Source organism: Arthrobacter sp. H20, assembly GCF_000520515.1.
Taxonomy (GTDB): Bacteria; Actinomycetota; Actinomycetes; order Actinomycetales; family Micrococcaceae; genus Arthrobacter_D.
This window is the reverse complement of record NZ_KI914721.1, coordinates 41,745-66,078: the sequence shown is the minus strand read 5'-3', so window position 1 is coordinate 66,078 and position 24,334 is coordinate 41,745. Positions and strand designations below refer to the sequence as shown.

The following is a 24,334-nucleotide window of genomic DNA, read 5'->3' as shown; positions in this document are numbered from 1 at the left end:
CCGAAATCCCTAGGCCGCTCAGTCAGGTCGGTATAGCCACCCGTGTTGGCGTTGAGCTGACGCCGAACGTGCAGCGTCGCACTCCCATCGTCATGCCACTCGATGTCGCGACGCTGCAGGCCGAGGCACTCACCTCGGCGCAGCTGACACCATGCCGCGAGCAGCACCGCAATAGCCCATTGCTCAGGCATCGCCGCGTACTCTCGGGCAGCCTGCCGCAGGATCATCATGAGTACGACGAGCACCGGCCTAGTGATGCCGTTGTACTTGGACTTCGGGTTGAGCGGCGCAGGTATCTGATCGAGCCGATCAGTCATCACCTTGATACGGTCTGCGTCGATATCGCGCAGTGGCGTGTTCCCAAACTCCGGGATGAGGTACCCGGTGACCTTACCCGTGTACGAGCGCACGGCGCCGACGGCCCGCTTCTTTCCGCTCCGGTTGGGTTCGCTGCGAATCATTTCCAGCCAGCGCCACGAATACTTCTCGAAGGCCATCGACTGCGCTTTCTTCGCGGCAAGCTCCGCTCGAAGCCGAGCTGCGGTCTCCTCTGGCGGCTCCCACAACCCCCGTGCCATTTTCGACTGCAGTCCGGCAAGCCAGGTGCGGGCATCCGTATTAGTGAGGAACGTGAGCGGCTTGTCCTCGTCAGTTCTAGCGGTGTAGGTCGTACCGTAGGTCCCGGGTAACGGACCTGCCAACGGCCGGAGGGAAGCTTCCGCAGTCTCCCCCAAGCCTCGCGCTTCGCTGGGGTTTGACCTGGAGGGCACGAAGACCCGGAATTCGGGCCTGTGAGCACCTCCGCTCCCATCTCCAAGGTGAGCGCGTGCCCCCAGCGTGCCCCTCTGAATGGATATACCTGTTCATTTGCGTCCTCCTCTGTCGTTTGACTGGAGGCACGAAAAACGCCCCGGACCTGCGAAAATTCGGAGATCCGGGGCTTGATCAGGTATTTGGCTGGAGCCTCAGAAGAGAAGCCTTAGAAGTCCCAGTCGTCGTCCTCGGTGTTCACTGCCTTACCGATGACGTATGACGAACCCGAACCTGAGAAGAAGTCGTGGTTTTCATCAGCATTCGGTGACAGCGCCGACAGGATCGCAGGATTCACATCGGTGACCGACGCCGGGAACATCGCTTCGTAGCCGAGGTTCATCAGCGCCTTGTTGGCGTTGTAGTGCAGGAACTTCTTGACGTCCTCGGCCAGGCCGACGGAGTCATAGAGATCGTGGGTGTACTGAACTTCGTTCTCGTACAGCTCGAATAACAGCTCGAACGTGTAGTCCTTGATCTCCTGCTTCCGCTCAGCAGACTCTTTCTCAAGACCCTTCTGGAACTTGTAGCCGATGTAGTAGCCGTGAACAGCTTCATCCCGGATGATCAGACGGATCAGGTCAGCCGTGTTGGTCAGCTTCGCCCGCGATGACCAGTACATCGGCAGGTAGAAACCTGAGTAGAACAGGAAGCTCTCCAGCAGCGTCGACGCCACCTTCCGCTTCAGCGGATCGTCACCACGGTAGTAGTTCATGACAATCTCAGCCTTTCGCTGCAGATTCTCATTCTCAGTCGACCAACGGAACGCCTCGTCAATCTCCTTGGTGGAAGCCAGCGTGGAGAAGATCGACGAATAGCTCTTGGCGTGCACCGACTCCATGAACGCAATGTTCGTGTACACGGCTTCTTCGTGAGGAGTGATCGCATCAGGAATAAGGCTGACGGCGCCAACAGTGCCCTGGATGGTGTCCAACAGAGTCAGACCGGTGAAAACCCGCATGGTGAGCTGCTGCTCGTCAGGAGTCAGCGTCGCCCACGACTGAACGTCGTTCGACAGCGGCACCTTCTCCGGCAGCCAGAAGTTGTTGACCAGGCGATTCCAGACATCCACGTCTTTGTCGTCCTGGATGCGGTTCCAGTTGATTGCCTCAACGTGGCTAAGCAGCTTGACCTTCTCGGTCATGTCATCCCCTAGATGGTGGGCTAGTTCTTAGTTAAAGCGTACGACGACGGGCGAGGACCTGCCGTCGTACTAAAGCAAATATCAACCGATATCGGTTACAACATGCAGCTGACGCAGCCTTCTACCTCAGTCCCTTCCAGCGCGAGCTGGCGGAGACGGATGTAGTAGATGGTCTTGATGCCTTTTTTCCAGGCGTAGATCTGGGCCCTGTTGATATCGCGCGTGGTGGCGGTGTCCTTGAAGAACAGCGTCAGCGACAAACCCTGGTCCACGTGCTGCGTTGCGGCTGCGTAGGTGTCAATAACCTTCTCGAAGCCAATCTCGTACGCGTCCTGGTAGTACTCGAGGTTCTCGTTCGTCAGGTAGGGAGCCGGGTAGTACACGCGGCCCAGCTTGCCTTCCTTTCGGATCTCGATCTTCGACGCCACCGGGTGGATCGATGAGGTGGAGTTGTTGATGTAGCTGATCGAACCGGTCGGCGGAACAGCCTGCAGGTTCTGGTTGTAGATGCCATGCTCCATCACCGAAGCTTTCAGCGCGCTCCAGTCGTCCTGGGTAGGAATGTGGATGTCCTTGAACAGCTCGGCAACCTTCTCCGTCTGCGGAACCCAAGCCTGGTTGGTGTACTTGTCGAAGAACTCGCCGGAGGCGTACTTGGACTTCTCGAAGCCACCAAAGGTGGTGCCCGTCTGGATCGCCAACAAGTTGGAGGCGCGCACCGCGTGGTAGACCACCGAGTAGAAGTAGATGTTAGTGAAGTCCAGGCCCTCTTCGGAACCGTAGTGGACCCGCTCCCGAGCCAGGTAACCGTGCAGGTTCATCTGGCCCAGGCCGATGGCGTGGCTCTGGTCATTGCCGCGGGCAATGGAGGGCACCGAGGTGATGTTGGACATGTCAGAGACCGCCGAGAGCGACCTGATAGCCGTCTCGATGGTCAGGCCAAAGTCCGGCGAGTCCATGGTCTTCGCGATGTTCAGCGAACCCAGGTTGCACGAAATGTCCTTGCCGGTCTGATCGTAGGACAGATCATCGTGGTATGTGGTGGGCTGCGAGACCTGAAGGATCTCGGAGCACAGGTTCGACATGATGATCTTGCCGTCGATCGGGTTGGCCCGGTTCACCGTGTCCTCAAACATGATGTACGGGTAGCCGGACTCGAACTGTATCTCCGCAAGAGTCTGGAAGAAATCGCGAGCCTTGATCTTGGTCTTCTTGATCCGGGCGTCGTCAACCATCTCGTAGTACTTCTCGGTGACCGACACGTCGGAGAACGGCATGCCGTACACCTTCTCGACGTCGTACGGCGAGAACAGGTACATGTCCTCGTCCTTCTTGGCCAGCTCAAAGGTGATATCAGGGATCACGACGCCGAGCGACAGGGTCTTGATCCGGATCTTCTCGTCAGCGTTCTCGCGCTTGGTGTCGAGGAAACGGTAGATATCCGGGTGGTGCGCGTGCAGGTACACAGCACCTGCACCCTGGCGGGCCCCGAGCTGGTTGGCGTAGGAGAAGCTGTCCTCAAGAAGCTTCATCACGGGGATGACGCCCGACGACTGGTTTTCGATCTGCTTGATCGGCGCGCCGACTTCGCGGATGTTGGTCAACGCGAACGCCACGCCGCCGCCACGCTTGGACAGCTGCAGCGCGGAGTTGATGGACCGGCCAATCGACTCCATGTTGTCTTCGATGCGAAGCAGGAAGCAGGAAACCAGCTCGCCGCGCTGGCGCTTGCCAGCGTTGAGGAAGGTGGGGGTGGCCGGCTGGAAGCGGCCCTCGATGATCTCGTCGACCATCTGGAGTGCAAGCTGCTGGTCACCGCGGGCGAGGTGCAGTGCCACCATGCAGACGCGGTCTTCATAACGCTCAAGGAAACGCTTTCCGTCGAACGTCTTCAGTGTGTAGGACGTGTAGAACTTGAAGGCGCCGAGGAAGGTCTCGAAGCGGAACTTCTTGTTGTACGCGCGCTTGTAGAGGTCGCGGATGAAGTTCATCGAATACTGGTCGAGGGTTTCGCGCTCGTAGTACTCGTTTTTCACGAGGTAGTCGAGCTTCTCCTCGAGGTCGTGAAAGAACACCGTGTTGTTGTTGACGTGCTGCAGGAAGTACTGGTGTGCGGCCTCGCGATCGGCTTCAAACTGGATCTCTCCGTTGGGTCCGTAGAGGTTCAGCATCGCATTGAGCTCGTGGTAGCCCATGCCGTGGTACCGCTCTAGCGCGGGTGCGGTTCCGCCTGCTCTCATTGTCTCTGCAACAGTCATATCCAAAACGCTTCCAATCCTTGGGCTACTCGGTCAACGTCCTCGGACGTTCCCATTAGTTCAAATCTGTATAAAACGGGAACACTGCACTTTGCGGCGATGATGTCCGCCGCCAGGCAGTAGGTTTCCCCGAAGTTTGTGTTTCCGGCGCCGATGACGCCGCGGATCAGCGATCGGTTTTCCTCGTCGTTGAGGAACTTGATCACCTGTTTAGGTACTGCCCCCCGCCCGGAGATTCCCCCGTAGGTGGGGAGAACCAACACGTATGGCTGTAACGCCCTGAGCGTTGGATCCCGTGTCAGCAGCGGCATCCGTGCCGCCTCCATGTCCATTGCTTTCTCCAGTTTCTGCACGAACCGATGAGTGTTATCCGAGGACGAGGAGAAATAGATGAGCCGGGCATTGGTCACTCCGCCCGGCTCACTCGGAGCCGGTGCGTTTGCTGAAGTGTCCACTGCGGTGAGAGTCATGGCCAGTTGGATACTTCCCAACGACGGCACCCTGGCCGCCCGTTCTACGAAGTAACCATTTCCTGTCTGCTCAGGCGACCGAGCTGACCGATACCTGGCTAAGTTCTGCCAGCTCGTTGATCTTGTCCGGACGGAAACCCGACCAGTGATCCTGCTCGGTGATGACTACTGGAGCCTGCATGTAACCCAGTGCACGCACACGCTCCAAAGCGGCCGGATCCTGTGAGATATCCACGCTCTGGTAGGTGATGCCCTTCTTGTCCAAGGCCCGGTACGTGGCATTGCACTGTACGCATGCTGGCTTGGTGTAAACCGTGACGGTCATAGTCCCTCTCCCCTTGTAAGTCTTAGCTTGTTATCGACGCATATTCAGGAATTGGCGAGCGGTGAACGAGGGACTTTCCGGTGGTGTTCCGGGGCGTGTCGCTTGTGTCTGCCTTGCCAGCAGTTCGATATCTAAATACTACATCTAGTGGATACCTCCGGGAGCGACCCCAAGATGATGTATTACAAGTATGTCATTCGTCGGCTGATTCGTCCACAGACAATCCACAATCAGGGCCCCTGAGAATGCGCGGAAAACCGGCAATCTTTCGGTGTCGTCCACACCCCTGTGGAGTACTTGCACACAGGCAAAATACTTCTGTGTCGTAAGTTGTCGGCGTGTCGCTCCTGCGCCGTGGTCTGGAAGCCCTGCCACACAAAAAAACAGCTGTGGTGGGTGCGTCGACCTGCCGCACCCACCACAACTGCCCTTGTTTCGGCAGCGAAAGAGAAACCTTAGCCGGCTGGCCTCTGGGACAAGACCTGGTCCACTCCCATACGTCCATCGCGGAAAGTCATCATTGCGCCTACGAGATACAGGCGCCAGACACGGGCCACTTCCTCGCCCATCATGTCCACCGCCTTGTCCCAGTTGGCGTCGAATCGGTCATGCCAGGCATCGATGGTGCGGACGTAATGCTCGCGCATCGCCTCGACGCCGAGAATCTCGAACCCGGCGTTCTCGATCAGGTTGACCGTGTCGCCGACAGCCCGCATATGCATGTCGGGGGCAATGAAGGATTCGATGAACGGTCCGCCACCCGGATGCTTCCCATGCCGTGACATCTGCTGGATCAGCACCTTGCCGCCGGGCCGCACGTTGCGGAACAGTGTGGAGGTGTAGGTTCCGTAGTTCTCGTCCCCCACATGCTCCCCCATCTCCAGGGAAGCGACAGCATCGTAGGGTCCGTCCCGGACATCGCGGTAGTCCTGCAACCGGATCTCTACCCGGTCCTGCAGTCCGCGCTCCTTGATGCGTGCGTCGATAAACGCCTTCTGCTCCCTGGAGATGGTCACGCCGGTGACCTTCGCGCCAAAGTGCTCGGCGGCGAAGAGGCTCAGTGACCCCCAGCCACAGCCGACGTCAAGGAAACGCTGGCCGGGCATCGTGTCCAGACCGATCTTGCGGCAGACCTGATCCAGCTTGTCCCGCTGGGCATCTTCCAGGGTGTAGTCCGGATCGTCGGAGAGCCAGTAGCCGCACGAGTATGCCATGTTCTCATCGAGGATCAGCTCGTAGAAGCTGTTGGAGAGGTCATAGTGGTGGCTGATCGCCTCCCGATCACGGAGCAGGCTGTGCAAGCGTCCCTTGATTTTCGCCTGCGACGCCGGAGCAGGCAGCGGAGGCCCGAAGACCCCCAGCTCGCGCGCCAGTTTCGTCAACTGCAGCACCAGCGCGGGAGTCAGTCTGGGCATCGACAAACCCCGCGACGCCACAACGGTCCACAGGTGGGTCAGCGCCGCCTCCAATGACCCGGGAACATCAATCTCCCCGGTCACATAGGCCTGGGCCGCACCCAGTTCCCCCGGGCTCCACAGCAGCCGGCGCAGCGCGTTGGCACTGTTGAGCTGCACCTCCGGCTGATCCTTCGGGCCGGCCGTACTTCCGTCCCAGGCGCGCAGGTACACGGGAAGTTCGCCCCCCACAATGGGTTCAAGGATGCGCGAGAGCTTGCCGGCAATATCTTTGTCGATACTGACGGCCTGCATTGTGGATTCTGGGTGGGTCAACTGAATGCTCCTGATGGTTACGGCCGGCGGTCAAAGATTAGCTGCTGGACATCGAGATACCCGGACTGAAAGCCGGCCCTCGAGTAGCACAGGTAGAACTGCCACATCCGCTGAAAGACCTGGTCGAAGCCAAGCGCTGTGACGTCGTCTGTGTGCGCGAGGAACCGTTCTTCCCAGAGGCGCAGGGTCTGCGCGTAGTGGTCGCCCATGGATAGCCGTTCGCGGACCCTGAGGCCGGTGTACCGGTCAGTGATGTCCTCAATCGCCCGCACGGACGGGATGAACCCGCCAGGGAAAATGTACTTGTGGATCCAGGTGTAGGACCGGCGAGTGACCATCATCCGCTCATGCGGCATGGTGATCGCCTGGATGGCGACGCGTCCGTCAGGTGCCAGCAGGCGGTCGATGGTCTGGAAGTACACTCCCCAGTACTCGTACCCGACTGCCTCGATCATCTCCACCGAAACGATCGCGTCATACTCTCCCTCAACCGCCCGGTAGTCCTTCAGCTCGACGGTTACCAGGTGGGTCAGGCCGGCGTCGGCAATCCGCTGCTCAGCCAGTTCCTTCTGCTCGCTCGAGAGGGTCACTGAGAGAACCGTGGCACCGCGGCGCGCGGCCCGGATGGCCAGTTCACCCCAGCCGGTACCAATCTCCAGCACCCGTGTCCCCTTGCCCACGTCGGCCTGGTCAAGTAGGCGGTCGACCTTGCAGCGCTGGGCCTCGGGAAGGTCGTCCCAGCGGGCATCCAATAGTTGCGGCCCGTTGGCGTCGAATAGCGCGCTGGAATAGGACATTGTTTCGTCCAGAAACAGGTTGAACAGATCATTCGAGAGGTCATAGTGCCGGGAGATATTCGACCGGGTGTTGATCTTGGTGTTGCGTTCTTTGCGGGGAGGTTTGGGGAGGTACAGGCCGCGCAGTTTCTGCAGCGGCACCGGCACCAGGTGCGCTGCCTGCGCAGCGAACACCTGCATAACTTCGGTGAGGTCCGACGCCGTCCAGTCCTGCGCCATGTAGGCCTCCCCTAGACCGATCAAACCGTTGTCGCCCAGGCGCGCAAAAAAGTCGGCGGGTCGGTGGATACGCATCTCGGGGCGAAGCCCGCCGCCGGGCGCGCCGAGCACTGTGCCGTCGTCGTACACCACCCGCAGCTGCAGGCGGTTCACAGCAGCGGCGAAGATCTTCTCCGCGAGGGCCGCGGCAACCTTGTTCCTCGGGCCCGACGGAACGTTGGCGATACCGGGCCAATACTCCGGATCAACATCTTCCTCGGAACGGACAAGGGTACTCATCGAACTGCCTCCTGTGATTCATGGTGTGGCCTGGTGCGTACGGGCAACCTACGCATCCAGAGTTTAACTCCCTGCCACCGAATCTGGGCAGCTGCGCGGAGCGGTGCTACAGGAATGGCGGTGATCATGCGAACAACATTTCGGGTGGTAGCCGGGAGACGATGCCCCGCCATCGTTGCAATAAAGGGGGAATGGCCCTCCCGGTGGAGAGTGATAGCGATCCTGAGGCGTTCGTCCGGCTCGGGCACACGCATCTCATATTGTCCTGAAACGTCGTTAAACGGCGACACATAGAACGCCTTGTCGGTCACCGCCCGGCCCGCCTGATCGGGGTCCAGCAGGTAGCAGTGACGCTCGCCGTAGGTGTTATGCACCTCGGCGATCACTGCTGCAAGCGACCCGTCGACGCGGTGGCACCAGAAGAGACTCAGCGGATTGAACACGTGCCCCAGGACGCGTCCGCTGGCGAGCATCGTCACGCGGCCGTCGGCGTCGTTGATGCCCCGGGTGGCCAGGTAGGTGGCGACGTTGGAACGGATGGTGCGAGCAGGGTCGCCCAGGTGATCGGCCGCAGAGAATACGGCGAATGGCCGCAGCGGCCGCGGGAGCTCCGGCAGATCATTCAGGTCCACTAGCCAGCTGTAGCTGCGGTAGGTGAACTCGTTGTGCAACGGCGACCGGCGCACATGCCGGATCGTCGTCGGGTAGAGGGCTGCGGTCATGACGGAGCATCCGCCATCGCGGCGTCGAGTGGCTCAGCGTCCCAGGAACCACCCAAGCGCTCTGCAGCGCGCAGACCAGACAGTGCGCCGTCCTCGTGGAACCCCCAGCCGTGATAGGCCCCAGCGAACGCGATGCGGGAGTCGCCAAGCTCGGCCAAGCGGCGTTGCGCTGCGAGCGACGACGGTGTGTACTGCGGGTGCTCATAGGTCATTGAGCGCAGGACTGCTGCAGGAGCTATCTCGTCCCCCTCGCCCAGACTGACAAGGAAGCGATGGTCGGTGCGCCTCTCCAGCCGTTGCAGCCGGGTAAGGTCATACGTCACCAGGACCCGGTCGGGGCTCGCCTCGCAGGATGGCAACCGATAGTTCCATGAGGACCGCGCGGCATCAGCGCGCGGCAGCACCGATTCGTCGGTATGGAACAGGGTGTGGTTGGTGGTGTACGGCATGTCGCCGAGGACCTGGGTCTCGATCGGCCCGGCGTCGCCAAGCATGGCGAGCGCCTGGTGCGGATGGGTAGCAATCACTACTGCATCGTAGGTTGTTGAGTCACCGTCGACTGTGACGACGACGCCGTCTCCCACCGCGCGTACCTCGCTCACGGGCGAGCCGAGCCGGACGTCGTCGATGTGGTCAAGCACCCGGCGGACGTATTCACCGGAACCGCCCGTAACCGTGCGCCACTGCGGTGAGCCCTTGATGGTCAGCATCCCGTGATGTGACATGAAGGAAAAGAGGTAACGGGCAGGGTAAGCCAGCGCCGTCGCAGGATCGCAGGACCAGACGGCAGAGACCACAGGGGTCATGAAGTGGGAGGTGAAGTATTCGCTGAATTGTCCCTTGCCAAGGAACTCGCCCAGGGTCATGCCGTCGCCGTCGCCGTCGGTGGCTGTGGCCGCCTGGCCGCCAGTCTCCTTGAGCAGCGCCCGTGCGTCGCGCTGAAAGCGGAGCACCTCGATCAGCATTTTGAGGTATTTACCGCGGCGGAGCACTCCCGGCTGCGCAAAGACCCCACGCCGGCCTTTGGCGCCGGCATATTCGAGGCCGCAGCCGTCGCACCGAACTGACATGGTCATGTCCGAGTCCTGGGTGGGCACCCCCAATTCGCCGAAAAGTCGCAGCAGTGTGGGGTAGGTCCTGTCATTGTGGACAATGAAACCGGTATCGACCCCCGAGGTGGTCCCATCGGACATCGGCATCTGGTGGGTGTGGGCGTGGCCGCCGGCGCGGTGGTCTGCCTCATACAGCGTCACTGAATGGTGACGACTCAGCACGTAGGCTGCGGTCAGCCCTGCGACGCCGCTCCCAACGACGGCAATCCGGCGTCGACGTGTTGGCGCGCCAGGGACCGATCCGGTTGTGTCATGCTGATGGTCGGTCATCTGCGCTCCTCCGCGTGAATAGTGTGACGCCGCCGCCAGTCGACTTAACCGGCTCGATTATCACTGCAGGCCTCCTAGAAGGAAAACGCCTGCTGTAAATATAGTTTGGTAAGTGTTCGGAGACGGACGATTCTCGGATTGGTACTGCTGGCTACGCCAAAGGCATCAAGTGCGCTCCAGCTGACGAAAGGATTGCCGGTGGTCAACCCAGTGCATTTGCGCACCCTCCTTGAAGTCATCCGCGTGGGTTCCTTCACCGCTGCCGCGTCACGGCTGGGGTATACGGCGTCTGCGGTATCCCAACAGATGTCGGCCTTGGAGCGCGACACCGGAGCCACACTGTTTGAACGGTCGGCCCGCAGCGCAATACCCACTGAAGCGGCGGTGGTCATGGGACGTCACGCAGCGAAAGTTCTCACCGATATCGACGCGCTGCTGGCCTCCACTGCGCGGGCCGAGGCAGAGTCTACCCAGGAGTTGCGGTTGGGAATCTTCCCGAGCCTGGCGACGTATGCCCTGCCGCGGTTACTCGGCACTCCCGAGTGGCGCCGATTGGGGATCAGCCTCAAAGTCTTTGTGGCGGAGCCCGCCCAGACTATCCAGGGCCTGCGGACTGGCGGTGAACTCGATCTGGCTCTGGTGTTTCAGGTAGGGCAGGGTGGGCTTGCCTGGCCATCATCGGTCAGCCGCCAATGGATCGGCGACGACAATTTCCGGGTAGTACTCCCCGCCGCCTGGGGCATCCGTCCTGGAGCAGCAGTCAGCGCGGATCAGCTATCCGACATGCCATGGATCATGCACCACCCTGGGACCGCTGATGCCACAGTGATTGAGCGTCTGTTTGCCAGCTGCAACCTGCACCCCCGCGTGGTGGCGTTCTGTGACGACTTCAATGCCAGTCTGGCGATGACTGCGTCGGGGCTGGGCGCAGCGCTGGTCCCGGAGTTGGCCATGATTCATGGCCCGTCAGGTGTAGTGGCTCTTGATGTCCCCGAGATTCGTTTGGCCCGCAGCATCTTCGCGCTGCGGATCGGCGACAAGCAGAGCACTAGGGTGCGGCTCTTCATGGACCAGTTGGCAGGGATCCTTAAGGCACAGAGTATTGAGCCGATCCGGCAGTGAGACCGGGCCCACCTAGGACACTGGCGTGTCCAGGTCCGCCCTTACCCGCGCGGCCGCGTTAACCAGGTTGCGCAGCGACTCAACGGTCTCGGTGTAGCCGCGGGTCTTCAACCCACAGTCGGGGTTCACCCAGAGTTGGCGGGCTGGAACGTGCCGGATCGCCTTCTGCACAAGTTCAGCAACCTCGTTCTCGTCGGGGACCCTGGGCGAATGGATGTCATATACCCCTGGGCCAACACCCCGCGCGAAGCCCTGCTCCTGCAGATCGTGGACTACCTCCATCCGCGAGCGGGCAGCCTCGATGGACGTGACGTCGGCATCCAGCCCGTCGATGGCCTCGATGATGGCACCGAATTCGGAGTAGCACAGGTGGGTGTGAATCTGCGTCGATGGGGCTGCCCCCGACGTCGCGAGGCGGAAGGAGCTCACCGACCAGGTCAGGTAGTCCCGCTGCAGTCCATTCCTGAGAGGCAGCAGCTCACGCAGAGCTGGTTCATCGACCTGAATGACGCGGATTCCGGCGCGCTCCAGGTCGCTTACCTCGTCCCGGAGTGCGAGGGCCACCTGGTTGGCTGTCTCCCCCAGCGGCTGATCCTCCCGGACGAACGACCAGGCCAGAATGGTGACGGGACCGGTGAGCATGCCCTTGACCGGTTTCTCAGTGAGGGATTGAGCGTACTTGGACCACTGCACTGTAATGGGCTGCGGGCGACTGACGTCTCCCCAGAGGATCGACGGCCGCGTGCAGCGTGAGCCGTAGGACTGCACCCACCCATTCACTGTCACATCGAACCCGTCGAGGTTCTCTGCGAAGTACTGCACCATGTCGTTGCGCTCCGGCTCGCCGTGCACCAGGACGTCGAACCCCAGATCCTCCTGCAGAGCGATCACCCGCTTGATCTCCTCACGCATCAGCCGCGTGTACTGCTCGGCAGCGAGGTTTCCCCGGTGGAACCGGGCGCGGGTTGATCGCACGTCAGCCGTCTGCGGAAACGACCCGATGGTGGTGGTGGGGAGCAACGGCAGCTGCAGCGCCGTTTTCTGCGCTGCAGCTCGCTCCTGGTAGGAGATACGGCCGAAGTCCGACGGCGTCAGGGCCCTCAGGCGCTCCCTCACCTCCGGCCGGTTCACACCGCTCGCCGCGGCGCGGGCCGCAAGAATCGCCGACGCTTCAGCAATTGCTTCGTCGATCGATCCGGACGGACTGCCGTCCACCAGCCGTGAGAGGGTGAGAACCTCGGCCACCTTCTGGTCGGCGAATGCCAGCCAGGACCGTAGTTCGGGATCGAGCTGTGGCTCGTCCTCGACGTCATGGGGTACATGCTGGAGCGACGTTGAGGTTGCAACGCTCAGTCGCGGGGCCGACCCGCCGAGGGCGGTGAGCGTGCCGGCTGCGACGACCAGGTCGGCTTTCCAAATGTTGTGACCATCCACGACGCCCGCGACGAGGGTGGTGTCTCCCAGCGCGACGAGATCTTCGGAATCAGGCAGTTCCCCTTTGAAGACGTCGAGGTGCAGGGCATCGATGGCAGTGGCCCCGAGAACCGGCAACAGCCGCCCGAGTGACCCGTATTGAGTAGTCACCAGCACCGCTGGTCTTGCCGTCGCCGCTGTGAGGAACCGGTACGCGCGGTCTACGGCAGCTGCCAACTCTTCTTCCGGGACCGCCTGATCCGCTACCAGGGCTGGCTCCTCCAACTGGACCCACTGTGCCCCAGCGGTGGCCAGCTGGCCCAGGAACTGCGCGTAGAGCGGCAACAAATCATCAAGGCGGCTCAGTGGATTGAACCCTGCGGGCGACCCGGCGGCAGCCTTGCTCAACAAAAGGAAGGTAACTGGGCCGATCAGGGTCGGACGAATGGTCAAGCCCACTTCCGCAGCTTCAATGACACGTCTGAGCGTCGAGTCGTTGGCCAGCGTGAACTCCGTCGCTTGATCGATCTCGGGTACCAGGTAGTGGTAATTGGTGTCGAACCACTTGGTCATTTCCAGCGGCTGGCGCAGCGAGTCACCGCGGGCCAGGGTGAAGTAGGCGTCGAGGCTGAGCTGGCCGTCGTCGTCGTACAGGTCCTGGAACCGGGCGGGTACAGCACCGAAAGTTACAGCGGTGTCAAGGACCTGGTCATAGAGGGAAAACGATGCGGGGATCGCTGAGGTGTTCTCCCCCAGGCCCAGCTCGGCGAGGCGGGTATAGCCGTCAAGACGCAGTTGCCTGGTGGTGCTCTCCAGCTCGGCGGCAGTGCTTGTGCCAGCCCAGTAGGACTCGAGCGCCTTTTTCAGTTCCCGGCGGGGGCCAATGCGGGGGTAACCGATGATCGTTGCTGCGGGAAATTCACAGCTCATAATGGAGGTCCTTCGAAAGTGGGGGGATCAGGCGGACTGGCTGAGGCCTGGTGCTGGCGGGCGGCTGAGATCCAGTCGGTCCAGCACATCCAGTGCGGCAGCGTGTTCGTTGAAGGTGTAGATGTGAATGCCTGGGGCGCCGTCGTCCAGTGCCGCATGGGCCAGGTCCACTGTTGCCTGGATGCCGATGCGCCGCCGCTGCGCGTCGTTGCCAGCGTTCATCAGGCGCTCCCTCAACTGCGTGTCGATGTCAATACCAGCGAGTTCGCTGAGACGCTCCAGCCGACGCACGCTGGTAAAGGGGATGACACCGGGAATGATGGGGATATCGACGCCCGCCCGGCGGGCGGTTCGCAGAAGCCTGCTGTAGTGTGTGGGCGCGAAGAAGACCTGGGTGATCGCGAAATCGGCACCAGCCGCCTGCTTGGCAAGTAGCACCTCGATGTCATGCTCAAAGCTTGGGGATTCCGGGTGTCTGGTGGTGTAGGCTGCGACTCCCACCGCCACCTTCCCCGCACACAGGTGAGCTGTCCGAGACCGTTCAACCCGCCGGATCAGCTCCACCAGCTCGCTGGCGAACTGCAGATCCCCCTCGGGAAGCGACCGATCCTGGGGTTGGTCGCCACGCAGCGCAAGGATGCCCCGCACCCCTCGTGAGATGAGCTCGTCGACCAGTTCCGAAAGGTACGCCAGCGAGTTCCCTACACAGGTCAGATGGGCCAGGGGTTTCAGTGTGGTCTCGTCGAGCAGTCGCTCGAGGAGGCCGACGGCGGTATCCCGATTGGACCCGGACGCGCCATAGGTCACTGATACGAAATCGGGGCGGGTGTCCTCCAGCGCCCTGATGGTCTTCCACAGACCGACTTCTGCGCTGGTGGATCGTGGCGGGAAAAGCTCGTAGGACAAGGCCGGGTAGCTCGGCGGGGGCGGATAGGGAACAGACATTTGTGTCCTCGTCGTTAGGTCACCGCGGGGGCTTTGGAGCAACCGGAGTGAATTAAGCAGAAGGAACGCAGGGTTGAGTCGAGGCGTCGTGCGGCCGTGCGAACACGGAACTCCTGCGAACAAATGTCAGGCCCACATGGGGGCACCCACACTCTCCATTGGAGAGTCGCTGACCCGTTACTGAAGTAACTTGAGCGCTACGCTACGCCGTCGGCTACGCGGGATCAAGTGTCGGGTGCGCAATCAGCTCCAATGCTGGGACAATAGCAAGCATGCTGAAAAACCTTTCTGGCGCGCGCCTGCTCACCCGCGTGGGCGGGCTGGTCCGACATGAACGGTTGTTGCTTGCGTTTAAGGCGTCAGTAGCGGCGTCGATCGCCTGGCTGCTGGCCCTTCAGATTCCGGGTGTGGCATCCGAGTACCCCTACTACGCACCGTTGGGCGCCGTCGCCTGCATGTATCCTACGATTGCTGGCTCCGCCCGACAGGGCATCCAGACCCTTGCCGGGCTCGCAATCGGCCTCATGCTCGCCTTCCCCGTCATCTTCCTTGCCGGCCGATCGATCATCTCAGTGTCGCTAGTGGTGGGTCTCGGCGTCCTGGTGGCGGGACTGCCCCGGCTAGGGGCAGGGCGTGATTGGATCCCGATTGCTGCCCTGTTCGTCTTGCTGTTGGGCGGCGACGATCCTGATGGGTACTCATACGGTTATATGGTCCAGATGCTGGTTGGCGTGAGCGTAGGACTGGGAGTGAACATGCTAATTTTCCCGCCCTTGCACCTGAGCGGCGTCGTGAAGGGTCTGGACAGTCTCAGGTCAGCGCTCGCGCTGCAGCTACGGGACATGGCCGCGGCTGTGCGAGAGGAATGGCCGCCACGACACGAAGACTGGGCCGGTCGGCAGAACCAGCTCACTCAGTTCAGCCGGGAGGTCCGCACTGCAGTCCATCTCGCGGACTCGAGCCGTCACGGCAACATTCGCCAGCGGAGGCATAAGCGAGACCTGGGGGTGGATTTTCACTCACTGCATTCAATGGAGCGCATTACCTTCTATGTGGAGGATATGACTGAGCTGCTCGCCAGCGCCATCTGGCACTCACCCGACAATACTCCAATGCCGCAGTCCCTTGGTTTGCCACTTGCTGAAGCGACAGCGCTGGCAGCAGACGCCGTGGAGGCCTGGGATGCGGAGTCGGAACTGCTGCAGGAGGCAGAAGCCGCAGTCGAACGCCTCATGACAGCGGTCAACAGTTCAGGATCAGATGATCGAATCGGGGCGACAGCCTCCCTGGGCATGGGGCTCCGCCGGATCCTGTTGACGGTCCGTGGGGACGCGGCCCGAAAGAACCCTACCCTGCCGGATTCTGAAACGACTGATCAATAATTCCCAGGTCAGCTAGCTGCGCCGACATTCCTGCACCGTCGGGGGCATAGATCCACTCAACGTTGGGAGTGCGCGAGGACGGCTTGGCTTTCGACCGGCCTCCAGCCAGGACCGCCTCGCCCATGGTGAGTTGACGGATGGCGATGGCGCGCACGTTCTGCGGATACTGTTCAGCAAAATCAGCATAGATCTCTTCATCATGCTGACCGTTGTCGCCGATCAGCAGCCATTTGATCTCGGGAAACTCGGCGGCGAGACGTTTCAGTGAGTTGCGTTTGTGCTCCGGGCCGCTGCGGAACCATCGGTCAGGGGTGGGACCCCAATCGGTGAGCAGTTTCGGTCCTGCCGGGTACAGGTTCCTGGAAAGGAACCGGGTAAGCGCAGGTGCAACGTTCCAGGCGCCGGTGGACAGGTAAAGGACTGGAGCGCCGGGGGCCTCCTGGGTAATCCGCTCCAGCAGCACCGCCATGCCCGGGGTAGCCGCGCGCGCATGCTCGTCGAGGACAAAGGTGTTCCAGGCTGCGAGAAAGGGCCGCGGCAGGGCGGTCACCATAACTGTGTCGTCAATATCCGAAACCACACCAAAGGTGATGCCTGACTCAACAATGCGGACTGGCGACTCGGCAAGAATGTCATCGGCCGATCGCAACCTGATGGTATGCCACCCCGGCGCGAGGTGCGCGTCAATCCGCGCGTCGACAATCCCGCCGCGATCGGCGGTCACGTGGTGTGTTTCGCCGTCGACTTCAACAGTGACCTTCGCGTAGCGCACCGGGGCGCTGGTGAAATTGCGCCAGCCACGGATGCCCTCCTTGATGGTCTTCAGCACCTCGCCGCCGCTAATCGGCGCCATCTCTTCCGGATCAGCCAGGACTACGCGGGCGAGGACGCGGATCCAGGAGCCCGAACCATAGCCGGTGTAGGGGATGATCGTTTCCACATGGCCGCGCTTGAGAGCAACGTTGGTCTGGAGGGAATGCCATGCATCGTCGATGCGCAGTCCAAGGTGAGTAGGCTCGTTGACGCCGTCGTTGTCCGGCTCGGGTCGGCTTGGCTGGGTGCTCGATGACATGGCACCAGTCTTTCACGTCGAGGGCTTCGTATCAGTCTCGTACTGGTTCAGTAGTGTAGGGGGATGATTGAGACGTGGTGGAGCCAGGTCCTGGGCGGTTTTGCCCGGGCGACGCCGCCAGACATCACACTTATCGAACTGGCCATCGTGCTGCTTGCCGCTGCGACGCTCTCCCTGCCCAGAGCAAGCTGGCGGTACTTCGGGTTGTTTACCACGGTTGTCCACGAACTGGGGCATGCTTTCGCTGCCCTGATGACGGGTCGGGTCCTCAAGGGGATCACCCTCACGATGGACCATGCGGGGACAACAACAACCAGAGGGCAACCCGGATGGCGTTCCGCCTGGGCGGGTTTCTGGGGGTATCCGGCGCCCGCGGCAGTTGGAGCGGCGCTGGCGTGGTCTGGCGTCAACGGGTGGGGTCCAGCTGCCCTCTCAGCCGGGGCGCTGATCCTGCTGGCCGCGCTCCTTTTCATCCGCAATGGTGGGGGTCTGTTGATCCTGCTGGTGGCAGTGGGAATCTCAGCAGTGTTCGTCCTGGCAGTGCCGGGCCAGTTCACTGGGCATGTGGTGGTGGCGCTCGGCCTCGCGTTACTCGTGGGGTCGGTGCGGGACCTGGGCAAGGTGGTGTCGGTGCACTTGCGGCGTCGTCGGGAGCTGCAGTCGTCGGACGCCTACCTGCTGTACCGCAGCACAGGGATTCCCTCGCCAGTCTGGCTCCTGTTGTTTGCCGTCGTCGTAGCTGGCTCGCTGGTGGCGGCGTGGTCGTCACTGTCCGCTGTGGTGGAAGCGGGACTCGCCTAGCGCTCACTCGCAGGTTCGGCTGCTGCATCATGCTGCGGACACAATATTCGCGCTGGATCTGCAGAGGTCTACATACAGTTGCCGAAAAGGCGCTACCGTGGGTGTGCCACAATGATCGTGGCGTGGGCGCGCTGGGCGCCGTTGGACGAGTTCGGGGGCATCGACGTGGTTCTTCAGCGGATTGGACCTGCGCTCAGTGCTTTTCCCCGTGGTGCACGGCTTCCCGACCCCGCCTGGAATTTCCGCCACCGGCTGATCCTGCTCTTCGCGCTAGTTTCCGCGGGAGCAGTCACTGGCTTCTCACTTTTTCAGCAGACTCCGCTGGTGGAGGCCCTGGTGCAGGGCGCGATTCCCGCTGCTATGGTCCTGGTTGCGTGGAAAGCGCCATTCGGTCGGCGGTTCAGCTCTTCCCTGAGTTCGGCCGCGCTCATGGCGATCGCGGCGATGATCGTCCACATCAGCGGGACAATCGAGGCGCACTTTCTGTTCTTTGTTCTGGTTCCGGTCGTTGCACTGTATGAGGACTGGGCCCCGCTAGCGACGGCTTCGCTGTTGGTGTTGGGACACCATGCGCTGTTCGGCGTGCTTGCCCCAGCGCATGTCTACAACCACGAGGATGCGCTGGATCACCCAATCAAGTGGTCACTCATTCACAGCGCCCTCTTCCTGGTGATGTGCGCCACCAGCATTGTGCATTGGACAATTCATGAGCGGGCGAGACGAGAAGAAATCATCCTTCATGATCGCCTCGCAACCCAGGCCCTCCACGATCCCCTCACGGGCCTGGCCAATCGCACCCTTCTGCATGACCGACTGACGCAGGCGCTCAGCCTCAGCCAGCGCAGCAAAGCGCCAGTGATGGTTATTGCTGTCGATATTGACGGCTTCAAACCTGTCAATGATTCCTACGGTCATGCTGCCGGGGATACGCTCCTCATTGAACTGGCGCGCCGCCTTGAATCGTGTATCAGGGGTGGCGACACCGCGGCACGCAATGGGGGCGATGAGTTCACCCTGCTGCTGCCCGGAACGGCTCTTGACGAGGCACCAGCAATGGCCGAGCGCATCCTGAAAGCAGTGAGTCCGCCGGTTCACCTACTCGGGGTGGAGCTGGAAATCCGCGTCAGCATTGGTATCTCAGTCAGCTCGCCCGGCAGCCACCGGGAAGTGCTGCTTCACGAAGCAGATCAGGCCATGTATTCAGCCAAGCACAACGGCCGTGGTGGATACGTCATCTTTGACACGTCCCTCGCGGCCGGTGCTCTCGGCACGATGGCGGTCCACCCCGACCACGCGCGCGCATGGGCCCAGTACACCCAACACCTTCGCACCGAGATTGCGTCAGCAAAAGATCTGGGAAGGATACCTGAACAGTCCCGCGGCCCGGAAACGGTGCGACGCACCCTTGAATCGATTATCGCTGCAATACATCAACTGCCGCAGGGCCAGCAAACGGCTGGCCTGGTCCTGCCCGAGCGCAACGCCCTCGAGGAATTCGTGTTCCATCACGACTTGGTGCAGCACTGGGCTGACACGCTTCGTGCTGACTCGATTGTCAAAGCTGAGCGTTCGGCCGCGGCAGATCTGTTCTGGCTCGCGTTGCGCCGAACCGCCATCAGAGACGAGTCCGGCACCCCAGCCAATCCAGGCGCCGAAGGCAACAGCTTCCACGTGGACTCCGCGCCAGCCTGAGACTAGTTGGCCGTCACCGTGACGGCCGGCTTGACCGGCGGCTTCGCCGCATTCACCTGCAGACCGATAGTCGCCGTCTGGCCCTTGCGCAGGCTTTTGGTCCAGTCGGAGCCCACACAGGTGACCGACTTCTTCGGGCACCACCGCCTGCGCGAACCCGACACGTAGCCTGACACGGGCGGAATGTGCTGCCATACGATTCGAGTTCCTTCTGCATGAGACCAACAATTCCGGCAATAGCCACTCGTGAGAATACGCTAATAAAGTGCGTAATGACCGGCGTCAACAAGGCATGACGCCGGGACGCAGCCTCGACTGGCAGGGTATCCTTAATGCTGACGAAAGGGGTGGCTCACAGGTGGCAAGGACAAATCGCGACGACGCTCCCGCCGTCGACCTGCATCCGTGGCCATTTGCCGTCAATAACAGGGCCCTACGGATAGTCAAAACGGTTCTGGGAGCCGGGATGATTTTCCTTCTCCTGACCCAGGTATTACCCGGCAACCTGCTGGGCGGAGTGATGAATAACTTCTTTACTCTCCTCCTGCTTTTGTCCTGGGCAGGACCCGCACGGCGAATGATGCGCCGCTACTCCTCCGGGGGCGGGAAGAACCGGTCCGCTGAGGACCCGAAGACCGACGAGGCCTAACGGAAGTGCGCCTCGTATAGTCCGCTCATGAGAGGATCACGGGGTGGCCAACCGACTGATGCTCCTCGACACCGCTTCACTGTACTTCCGGGCGTTCTACGGGCTGCCTGATTCCCTCAGGGCTCCCGACGGCACACCAGTGAATGCCGTGCGTGGCCTGCTCGATATGATCGCGCGCCTGGTGACCGATTATCAGCCCACGCACCTGATCGCTTGCTGGGACGACGACTGGCGACCGGCCTGGCGAGTCAACCTCATCCCGAGTTATAAAGCGCATCGGATGGTCAAGGCGATCGATGGCGGAGTCGACGTCGAAGAGGTGCCCCCGGGCCTGGTTGCCCAGGTACCGATGATTCGTGAGGCGCTGGCCGCCTTCGGCATCACGGTGATCGGAGCCGCCCAGCATGAGGCCGACGACGTCATTGGCAGCCTTGCGGCCCAGGCGGATTCCGCCGTCGACATAGTGACTGGCGATCGCGACCTGTTTCAGCTGATCAACGACGACCGGGACGTTCGGGTGATTTACACCGCTCGTGGCATGAGCCGACTCGAGGTTCTCACTGACGCGACGGTGGTCAGCAAGTACAGCGTTCTACCCGGCCAGTATGCTGATTTCGCTGCTCTGCGAGGGGACAGCTCTGATGGGCTACCGGGAGTCCCTGGGATCGGGGACAAGACTGCCGCCAGCCTGCTGCAGGAATTTGTTGACCTGGACGGTGTTATCGCGGCTGCGAAGGACTCAGCCTCGTCGATGTCTGCCTCGATGCGAGCCCGGATCACCAAAGCAGCCGATTACCTGGCGGTCGCCCCCACAGTGGTCAATGTGGTCAGTGACCTTCACCTCGGTGAGTTCGAAGCCACCCTCCAGCCCCTCAGCGCAGAGCAGCTGGCGCGGATCGATCAGTTCACCTCGGAGTGGAACCTCGGTGGGTCCACTGGGCGGGCACTGAAGGCCCTGGGAAACGGGACAACCACCGGCTGAGGGTCCGGGACCACTAGCGCAATCCACCTCAGTAATTGCCAGATCCCTTCTCTATGGTGAACGACGGCAGTAGGCTTCCGGCATGACTATTGCACGCTTTCCCAGTGTTGTCATCGACTGTCCTGACCCAGAGTCATTCGCCACCTTCTACGGAGAACTGCTCGGTTGGAAGGTGGAAGCTGACGCCGATTGGGCCGATATCCGGCCGGACGACAGCAGTAATTGCATTTCCTTCCAGCAGGTAGCGGACTACCGGCCGCCAAGCTGGCCTGGCCCGGTCAATCCGCAGCAGATGCACTTCGATTTGATGGTTGAAAATCTCGACGACGGCGAGGAGGTGGTGCTCGGTCTCGGCGGGTCACCCGTTGTGCCTGTGCGTTGAGTGAGGTCGCTGGTCTCGAAGGCCAAGCGCTCCTATAACGGTTAGCTCACGTAACCAAGTTGTGCTGTCAGTTACTGCACCGCATTGGTAGTGTCCAACCTATCTACTGACCCCTTACGAAAGCACAGCCTGTGAAGAAGTCCTCGCCCCTTCTTGCCCTGTCCATCTCTGCCCTCCTTCTCACCGGCTGCGTCTCCAACGCCGAGCCCGCGGCGGACGTAACAGATACAGAGTCGACCACCTCGCCCTCCCCAACATCGTCCCCCAGCCCGGCCTCAACCCCTGAGGACTCGCCATCGCCTGCTGAGGCCGCCGACGAGCCGGTTACCGCCAGCCCAGAACCGAGCCCTGAAGTCTCTGAAGTCTCTGAAGAGCCAGCCGCGGAACCGGCTGTGGAGGAGACCAACGTGGCTGAGCCGACGGAGGCGCCAATCACTGAAACCTCAGAGCCCCCGATTCCAGGACTGTCTGGCACCTACGACGACCTGGAACTGGTCTCCACCTGGGACGGGATCCGTGTGGTCCGCCACGTCGGAACTTCCTGGAACATCGTCGGATCCGGTTATGCGCCGGGTACAGAGATCCAGGTGAGTTTTGGCCCTGCCCAGACCGATTCGTCGCTGATCGGGTACCCATCTGTCGCAGCGGACGCCAACGGCAACTACACGTTCCAGATTAGCCTTCCACCAGATCTTGCACCTGGCGACTACGGCATCCTGGCTGTCCCCATTGCTGGGCTGACCCCTGACGAGACGGAAGCCGCCAAACGGTTCGCGCAGATTGAGGTCGTTTCCACCTGGTGACCTACCGTGCGCCTACTGCTCGAGTTTGATCGCTTTGCGGAGGCTCAGCGCTCCCCCGCCCTGCATGACTGCCCGACGGTAGATCTTCTCGCCAAGGTGCAGCAGCGCGACCGCGGCCGCCAAAGCGATCACCAGGGACAGCAGCGGCTCCCACAATGCCACGGGCGAATTCAACACCCTGATAGGCATCGCAACCGATGACACCACTGGGACATAGGAAGCAACCACCAGAAGCTGACCTGAGGCAAACAAACCGACAAAGAGTGCCGCGAAGATCAGGGCCATCACGGGGGTGGAGTTGTGGCTCAGATCCTCAGGCCTGCTCGCCAAAGAGCCGAGGACAGCCCAGATTGCGGCGAGGATCAGGAACCCGAAGAGGAAGAAAACGAGGAACCAGCCGGAGGCCGGGATGATGCTGCCCACCAGGTCAGCGGTCCCCGTGAGGTTGAGGGCAAGTAATGCGGCGCCGCCGTAGAGCGCCAGCTGAACCATCGCCAGGATCGTGTTTCCCAGCACCTTCCCATAGAGGAGTTGGCGGATAGGTATTGCGGTGGCCAGGATCTCCACCACGCGGTTCTGCTTCTCCTCGACTACCGAGTTGGCAATTGCCATACCGAAGATGATCGACGCCATATAGAACAGGAAGCTGAAGACAAACCCGGCAATGGTGGCGAGCAGCTGATTCTCCTCGCTGCCCTCCAGCAGCGACTGCTCCAGGTCGGCTCCGGACAACAGCTGATCAGCCGTCGTTCCAGCGGCGGCCGCATTCTGCTCCAGCACGTAGGCGTTCAACGACTCACCCACCTGAGCGCTGATACCGGCGGGGACCTCACTCTTTCCTGTAAGCTCCCACGAACCGTCAGAACCTTGCAGCTGCGGCAGTATCGGACTGCACAGCCACCGTAAAATCATCGCCCCGGTTCATCATGAAGGCGTTGAACACCACTCCGGCAACAATGAGTACCAGAGTGATGATCGTACTGATGGCATAGCTGCGGTCCTTGGCCTTGATCATGACCTCCCGCAGGGTCACGATCAGCCACGGTGGCTGGGTCCCGCGCTCCGGTAGGGCTGGTGCCGGCGACAGCGCACTTCCGTCTCTGTCCTTGATGGGCGTTTCAGTGCTCACTGGGATACCTCTCGGTAGATTTCGCTCAGGCTGGGCCGGATCCGGCTGAATTCATGAACACTGCCGCGTTTCATCGTTGTGGCAAGCAGGCGCTGCGCGGCGGCGTCGTCGTCAAGTTCCACCACTGCGTCCTGCCCTGCAACGTCAATAACCCGCACCCCGGTTTCCTCTCGAACCCACCCAGCGTCGGGAGCCACTGACAACCGGTGACGGCGGGGCGCCCGTGACCTCAGTTCGTCGCCAGATCCGGACGCCACGAGGCGACCCTCCTGAAGGACTACAAGGTTGTCACACAAGCGGTCTACCAGGTCGAGTTGGTGACTGGAGAAGAGCACTGGAACACCCTCAGCCGTCCGGTCGCGCAGGAGTTCAACCATTGAGTCGACGGCCACTGGGTCCAGGCCTGAAAATGGCTCGTCGAGAATGAGAACAGATGGCCGGTGGAGCAGCGAAGCAGCGATCTGGACGCGCTGCTGATTTCCGAGGGAGAGGGATTCGAGCTTGTCCTTCCCGCGGCCACCGAGTTGGAAACGCTCCAACAGGTCCTGCGCCCGCGACCGTGCATCGTTGGGCGTCATTCGGTGTAGCTGACCGAGGTAGACCAGCTGGTCAAGGATCGGCTGCTTGGGGTACAGGCCGCGTTCCTCCGGCATGTATCCGAAGGTTGACCGGTCATTGGCTGTGATGGGCCGCCCGTTCACCAATACCTCACCGCCGTGCGAGGTGAGCACACCCATGATCATGCGCATGGTGGTGGTCTTCCCGGCACCGTTTGCGCCGACGAACCCGGTCATCTTCCCAGCCGGGATAGTGAAGCTCACGTTGTCGACGGCGGTGTTCTCACCAAACCGCCGGGTGAGATTCTGGACCTGCAGCATTTTGTTGCCTCCTGTATG

Annotated in this window: 23 protein-coding genes and 1 pseudogene; 8 read left to right on the top strand and 16 right to left on the bottom strand. The window is 61.4% G+C overall.

The window, feature by feature from the left end:
* The 9 genes and pseudogenes from Y703_RS22610 to Y703_RS0106560 all read right to left on the bottom strand — a co-directional run.
* A pseudogene (locus Y703_RS22610) lies at nt 1-701 on the bottom strand (site-specific integrase); the annotation flags it as partial.
* A 278-nt stretch (nt 702-979) separates the two neighbouring features.
* Nucleotides 980-1,954: a class 1b ribonucleoside-diphosphate reductase subunit beta gene (nrdF, locus tag Y703_RS0106595; protein WP_019482488.1), complete on the bottom strand. Its 975-nt coding sequence runs from the start codon at nt 1,952-1,954 to the stop codon at nt 980-982.
* A 95-nt stretch (nt 1,955-2,049) separates the two neighbouring features.
* The gene (gene nrdE, locus Y703_RS0106590; RefSeq protein ID WP_173400613.1) at nt 2,050-4,212 is read right to left on the bottom strand and encodes a class 1b ribonucleoside-diphosphate reductase subunit alpha; all 2,163 of its coding nucleotides are present in this window, start codon (nt 4,210-4,212) and stop codon (nt 2,050-2,052) included.
* Nucleotides 4,209-4,682: a class Ib ribonucleoside-diphosphate reductase assembly flavoprotein NrdI gene (nrdI, locus tag Y703_RS0106585; protein ID WP_035764106.1), complete on the bottom strand. Its 474-nt coding sequence runs from the start codon at nt 4,680-4,682 to the stop codon at nt 4,209-4,211. Before nrdI ends, nrdE begins: the two co-directional genes overlap by 4 nt.
* A 70-nt stretch (nt 4,683-4,752) precedes the next feature.
* The gene (nrdH, locus tag Y703_RS0106580) at nt 4,753-5,007 is read right to left on the bottom strand and encodes a glutaredoxin-like protein NrdH (RefSeq protein WP_026552071.1); all 255 of its coding nucleotides are present in this window, start codon (nt 5,005-5,007) and stop codon (nt 4,753-4,755) included.
* A gap of 455 nt (nt 5,008-5,462) precedes the next feature.
* Nucleotides 5,463-6,716 carry an SAM-dependent methyltransferase gene (locus Y703_RS0106575; protein WP_026552070.1) on the bottom strand — a complete coding sequence of 418 codons (1,254 nt, stop codon included), beginning with the start codon at nt 6,714-6,716 and terminating at the stop codon, nt 5,463-5,465.
* A 38-nt stretch (nt 6,717-6,754) separates the two neighbouring features.
* Complete coding sequence (locus Y703_RS0106570; RefSeq protein WP_026552069.1) at nt 6,755-8,032, bottom strand: SAM-dependent methyltransferase; 1,278 nt, start codon at nt 8,030-8,032, stop codon at nt 6,755-6,757.
* Entirely contained in the window at nt 8,029-8,754 is a 726-nt protein-coding gene (locus Y703_RS0106565) for a DUF1365 domain-containing protein (RefSeq protein WP_026552068.1), read from the bottom strand. Before Y703_RS0106565 ends, Y703_RS0106570 begins: the two co-directional genes overlap by 4 nt.
* The gene (locus Y703_RS0106560) at nt 8,751-10,136 is read right to left on the bottom strand and encodes an NAD(P)/FAD-dependent oxidoreductase (protein WP_026552067.1); all 1,386 of its coding nucleotides are present in this window, start codon (nt 10,134-10,136) and stop codon (nt 8,751-8,753) included. Before Y703_RS0106560 ends, Y703_RS0106565 begins: the two co-directional genes overlap by 4 nt.
* A gap of 198 nt (nt 10,137-10,334) precedes the next feature.
* Between Y703_RS0106560 and Y703_RS0106555 the strand changes: the two genes are divergently transcribed.
* Entirely contained in the window at nt 10,335-11,258 is a 924-nt protein-coding gene (locus tag Y703_RS0106555) for a LysR family transcriptional regulator (protein WP_026552066.1), read from the top strand.
* Nucleotides 11,259-11,270: 12 nt separating this feature from the next.
* On the opposite strand, the gene metE is transcribed toward Y703_RS0106555, so the two are convergent.
* Both metE and Y703_RS0106545 read right to left on the bottom strand, forming a co-directional pair.
* A complete protein-coding gene (gene metE, locus Y703_RS0106550) occupies nt 11,271-13,601 on the bottom strand; it encodes a 5-methyltetrahydropteroyltriglutamate--homocysteine S-methyltransferase (RefSeq protein WP_026552065.1) in 2,331 nt (776 codons plus the stop codon).
* 27 nt (nt 13,602-13,628) lie between these two features.
* A complete protein-coding gene (locus tag Y703_RS0106545; protein WP_026552064.1) occupies nt 13,629-14,546 on the bottom strand; it encodes a methylenetetrahydrofolate reductase in 918 nt (305 codons plus the stop codon).
* 272 nt (nt 14,547-14,818) lie between these two features.
* Between Y703_RS0106545 and Y703_RS18400 the strand changes: the two genes are divergently transcribed.
* Nucleotides 14,819-15,928, top strand: a complete 1,110-nt coding sequence (locus Y703_RS18400) for an FUSC family protein (RefSeq protein ID WP_051427363.1) — start codon at nt 14,819-14,821, stop codon at nt 15,926-15,928.
* Here the strand turns inward: Y703_RS18400 and Y703_RS0106535 are convergent.
* Nucleotides 15,894-17,000 carry an App1 family protein gene (locus tag Y703_RS0106535; RefSeq protein WP_026552063.1) on the bottom strand — a complete coding sequence of 369 codons (1,107 nt, stop codon included), beginning with the start codon at nt 16,998-17,000 and terminating at the stop codon, nt 15,894-15,896. The two genes, Y703_RS18400 and Y703_RS0106535, sit on opposite strands and share 35 nt — an antisense overlap.
* A 63-nt stretch (nt 17,001-17,063) precedes the next feature.
* Between Y703_RS0106535 and Y703_RS0106530 the strand changes: the two genes are divergently transcribed.
* On the top strand, nt 17,064-17,801 hold the full coding sequence (locus Y703_RS0106530; protein ID WP_026552062.1) for a M50 family metallopeptidase: 738 nt from the start codon (nt 17,064-17,066) through the stop codon (nt 17,799-17,801).
* Nucleotides 17,802-17,912: 111 nt separating this feature from the next.
* Nucleotides 17,913-19,493: a GGDEF domain-containing protein gene (locus Y703_RS20760; RefSeq protein ID WP_026552061.1), complete on the top strand. Its 1,581-nt coding sequence runs from the start codon at nt 17,913-17,915 to the stop codon at nt 19,491-19,493.
* A 2-nt stretch (nt 19,494-19,495) separates the two neighbouring features.
* Here Y703_RS20760 and Y703_RS21975 read toward each other — a convergent pair whose 3' ends face one another.
* Nucleotides 19,496-19,669, bottom strand: a complete 174-nt coding sequence (locus Y703_RS21975) for a hypothetical protein (RefSeq protein WP_155849429.1) — start codon at nt 19,667-19,669, stop codon at nt 19,496-19,498.
* A gap of 89 nt (nt 19,670-19,758) precedes the next feature.
* Here Y703_RS21975 and Y703_RS0106515 point away from each other — a divergent pair, with 89 nt between their 5' ends.
* The 4 genes from Y703_RS0106515 to Y703_RS20755 all read left to right on the top strand — a co-directional run bounded on the left by Y703_RS0106515 (nt 19,759) and on the right by Y703_RS20755 (nt 22,309).
* A complete protein-coding gene (locus tag Y703_RS0106515; RefSeq protein WP_155849428.1) occupies nt 19,759-20,142 on the top strand; it encodes a hypothetical protein in 384 nt (127 codons plus the stop codon).
* Between the two features lie 58 nt (nt 20,143-20,200).
* Entirely contained in the window at nt 20,201-21,124 is a 924-nt protein-coding gene (locus Y703_RS0106510) for a 5'-3' exonuclease (protein WP_035764098.1), read from the top strand.
* Between the two features lie 82 nt (nt 21,125-21,206).
* Nucleotides 21,207-21,506, top strand: a complete 300-nt coding sequence (locus Y703_RS18390) for a VOC family protein (RefSeq protein ID WP_051427362.1) — start codon at nt 21,207-21,209, stop codon at nt 21,504-21,506.
* Between the two features lie 131 nt (nt 21,507-21,637).
* A complete protein-coding gene (locus Y703_RS20755; protein WP_026552058.1) occupies nt 21,638-22,309 on the top strand; it encodes a hypothetical protein in 672 nt (223 codons plus the stop codon).
* A gap of 12 nt (nt 22,310-22,321) precedes the next feature.
* On the opposite strand, the gene Y703_RS18380 is transcribed toward Y703_RS20755, so the two are convergent.
* The 3 genes from Y703_RS18380 to Y703_RS0106490 are packed head-to-tail and all read right to left on the bottom strand — an operon-like array spanning nt 22,322 to nt 24,316.
* The gene (locus tag Y703_RS18380; protein ID WP_051427361.1) at nt 22,322-23,113 is read right to left on the bottom strand and encodes an ABC transporter permease; all 792 of its coding nucleotides are present in this window, start codon (nt 23,111-23,113) and stop codon (nt 22,322-22,324) included.
* A gap of 55 nt (nt 23,114-23,168) precedes the next feature.
* On the bottom strand, nt 23,169-23,438 hold the full coding sequence (locus Y703_RS22950; protein ID WP_051427360.1) for a hypothetical protein: 270 nt from the start codon (nt 23,436-23,438) through the stop codon (nt 23,169-23,171).
* Nucleotides 23,435-24,316, bottom strand: coding sequence for an ABC transporter ATP-binding protein (locus tag Y703_RS0106490; RefSeq protein ID WP_026552057.1), 882 nt, complete (start codon nt 24,314-24,316; stop codon nt 23,435-23,437). Before Y703_RS0106490 ends, Y703_RS22950 begins: the two co-directional genes overlap by 4 nt.
* Nucleotides 24,317-24,334 lie beyond the last annotated feature (18 nt).

Excerpts from the sequence above, each read along its gene's own strand:
- nrdF (WP_019482488.1), bottom strand. The coding sequence starts at position 1,954 with ATGACCGAGAAGGTCAAGCTGCTTAGCCACGTTGAGGCAATCAACTGG.
- Y703_RS0106490 (WP_026552057.1), bottom strand. The coding sequence starts at position 24,316 with ATGCTGCAGGTCCAGAATCTCACCCGGCGGTTTGGTGAGAACACCGCC.
- Y703_RS0106570 (WP_026552069.1), bottom strand. The coding sequence starts at position 8,032 with ATGAGTACCCTTGTCCGTTCCGAGGAAGATGTTGATCCGGAGTATTGG.
- Y703_RS18390 (WP_051427362.1), top strand. The coding sequence starts at position 21,207 with ATGACTATTGCACGCTTTCCCAGTGTTGTCATCGACTGTCCTGACCCA.
- Y703_RS0106560 (WP_026552067.1), bottom strand. The coding sequence starts at position 10,136 with ATGACCGACCATCAGCATGACACAACCGGATCGGTCCCTGGCGCGCCA.
- Y703_RS0106545 (WP_026552064.1), bottom strand. The coding sequence starts at position 14,546 with ATGTCTGTTCCCTATCCGCCCCCGCCGAGCTACCCGGCCTTGTCCTAC.
- Y703_RS0106530 (WP_026552062.1), top strand. The coding sequence starts at position 17,064 with ATGATTGAGACGTGGTGGAGCCAGGTCCTGGGCGGTTTTGCCCGGGCG.
- nrdI (WP_035764106.1), bottom strand. The coding sequence starts at position 4,682 with ATGACTCTCACCGCAGTGGACACTTCAGCAAACGCACCGGCTCCGAGT.
- metE (WP_026552065.1), bottom strand. The coding sequence starts at position 13,601 with ATGAGCTGTGAATTTCCCGCAGCAACGATCATCGGTTACCCCCGCATT.
- nrdH (WP_026552071.1), bottom strand. The coding sequence starts at position 5,007 with ATGACCGTCACGGTTTACACCAAGCCAGCATGCGTACAGTGCAATGCC.
- Y703_RS0106565 (WP_026552068.1), bottom strand. The coding sequence starts at position 8,754 with ATGACCGCAGCCCTCTACCCGACGACGATCCGGCATGTGCGCCGGTCG.
- Y703_RS20760 (WP_026552061.1), top strand. The coding sequence starts at position 17,913 with ATGATCGTGGCGTGGGCGCGCTGGGCGCCGTTGGACGAGTTCGGGGGC.
- Y703_RS18400 (WP_051427363.1), top strand. The coding sequence starts at position 14,819 with ATGCTGAAAAACCTTTCTGGCGCGCGCCTGCTCACCCGCGTGGGCGGG.
- nrdE (WP_173400613.1), bottom strand. The coding sequence starts at position 4,212 with ATGACTGTTGCAGAGACAATGAGAGCAGGCGGAACCGCACCCGCGCTA.
- Y703_RS0106575 (WP_026552070.1), bottom strand. The coding sequence starts at position 6,716 with ATGCAGGCCGTCAGTATCGACAAAGATATTGCCGGCAAGCTCTCGCGC.
- Y703_RS0106535 (WP_026552063.1), bottom strand. The coding sequence starts at position 17,000 with ATGTCATCGAGCACCCAGCCAAGCCGACCCGAGCCGGACAACGACGGC.
- Y703_RS0106510 (WP_035764098.1), top strand. The coding sequence starts at position 20,201 with ATGCTCCTCGACACCGCTTCACTGTACTTCCGGGCGTTCTACGGGCTG.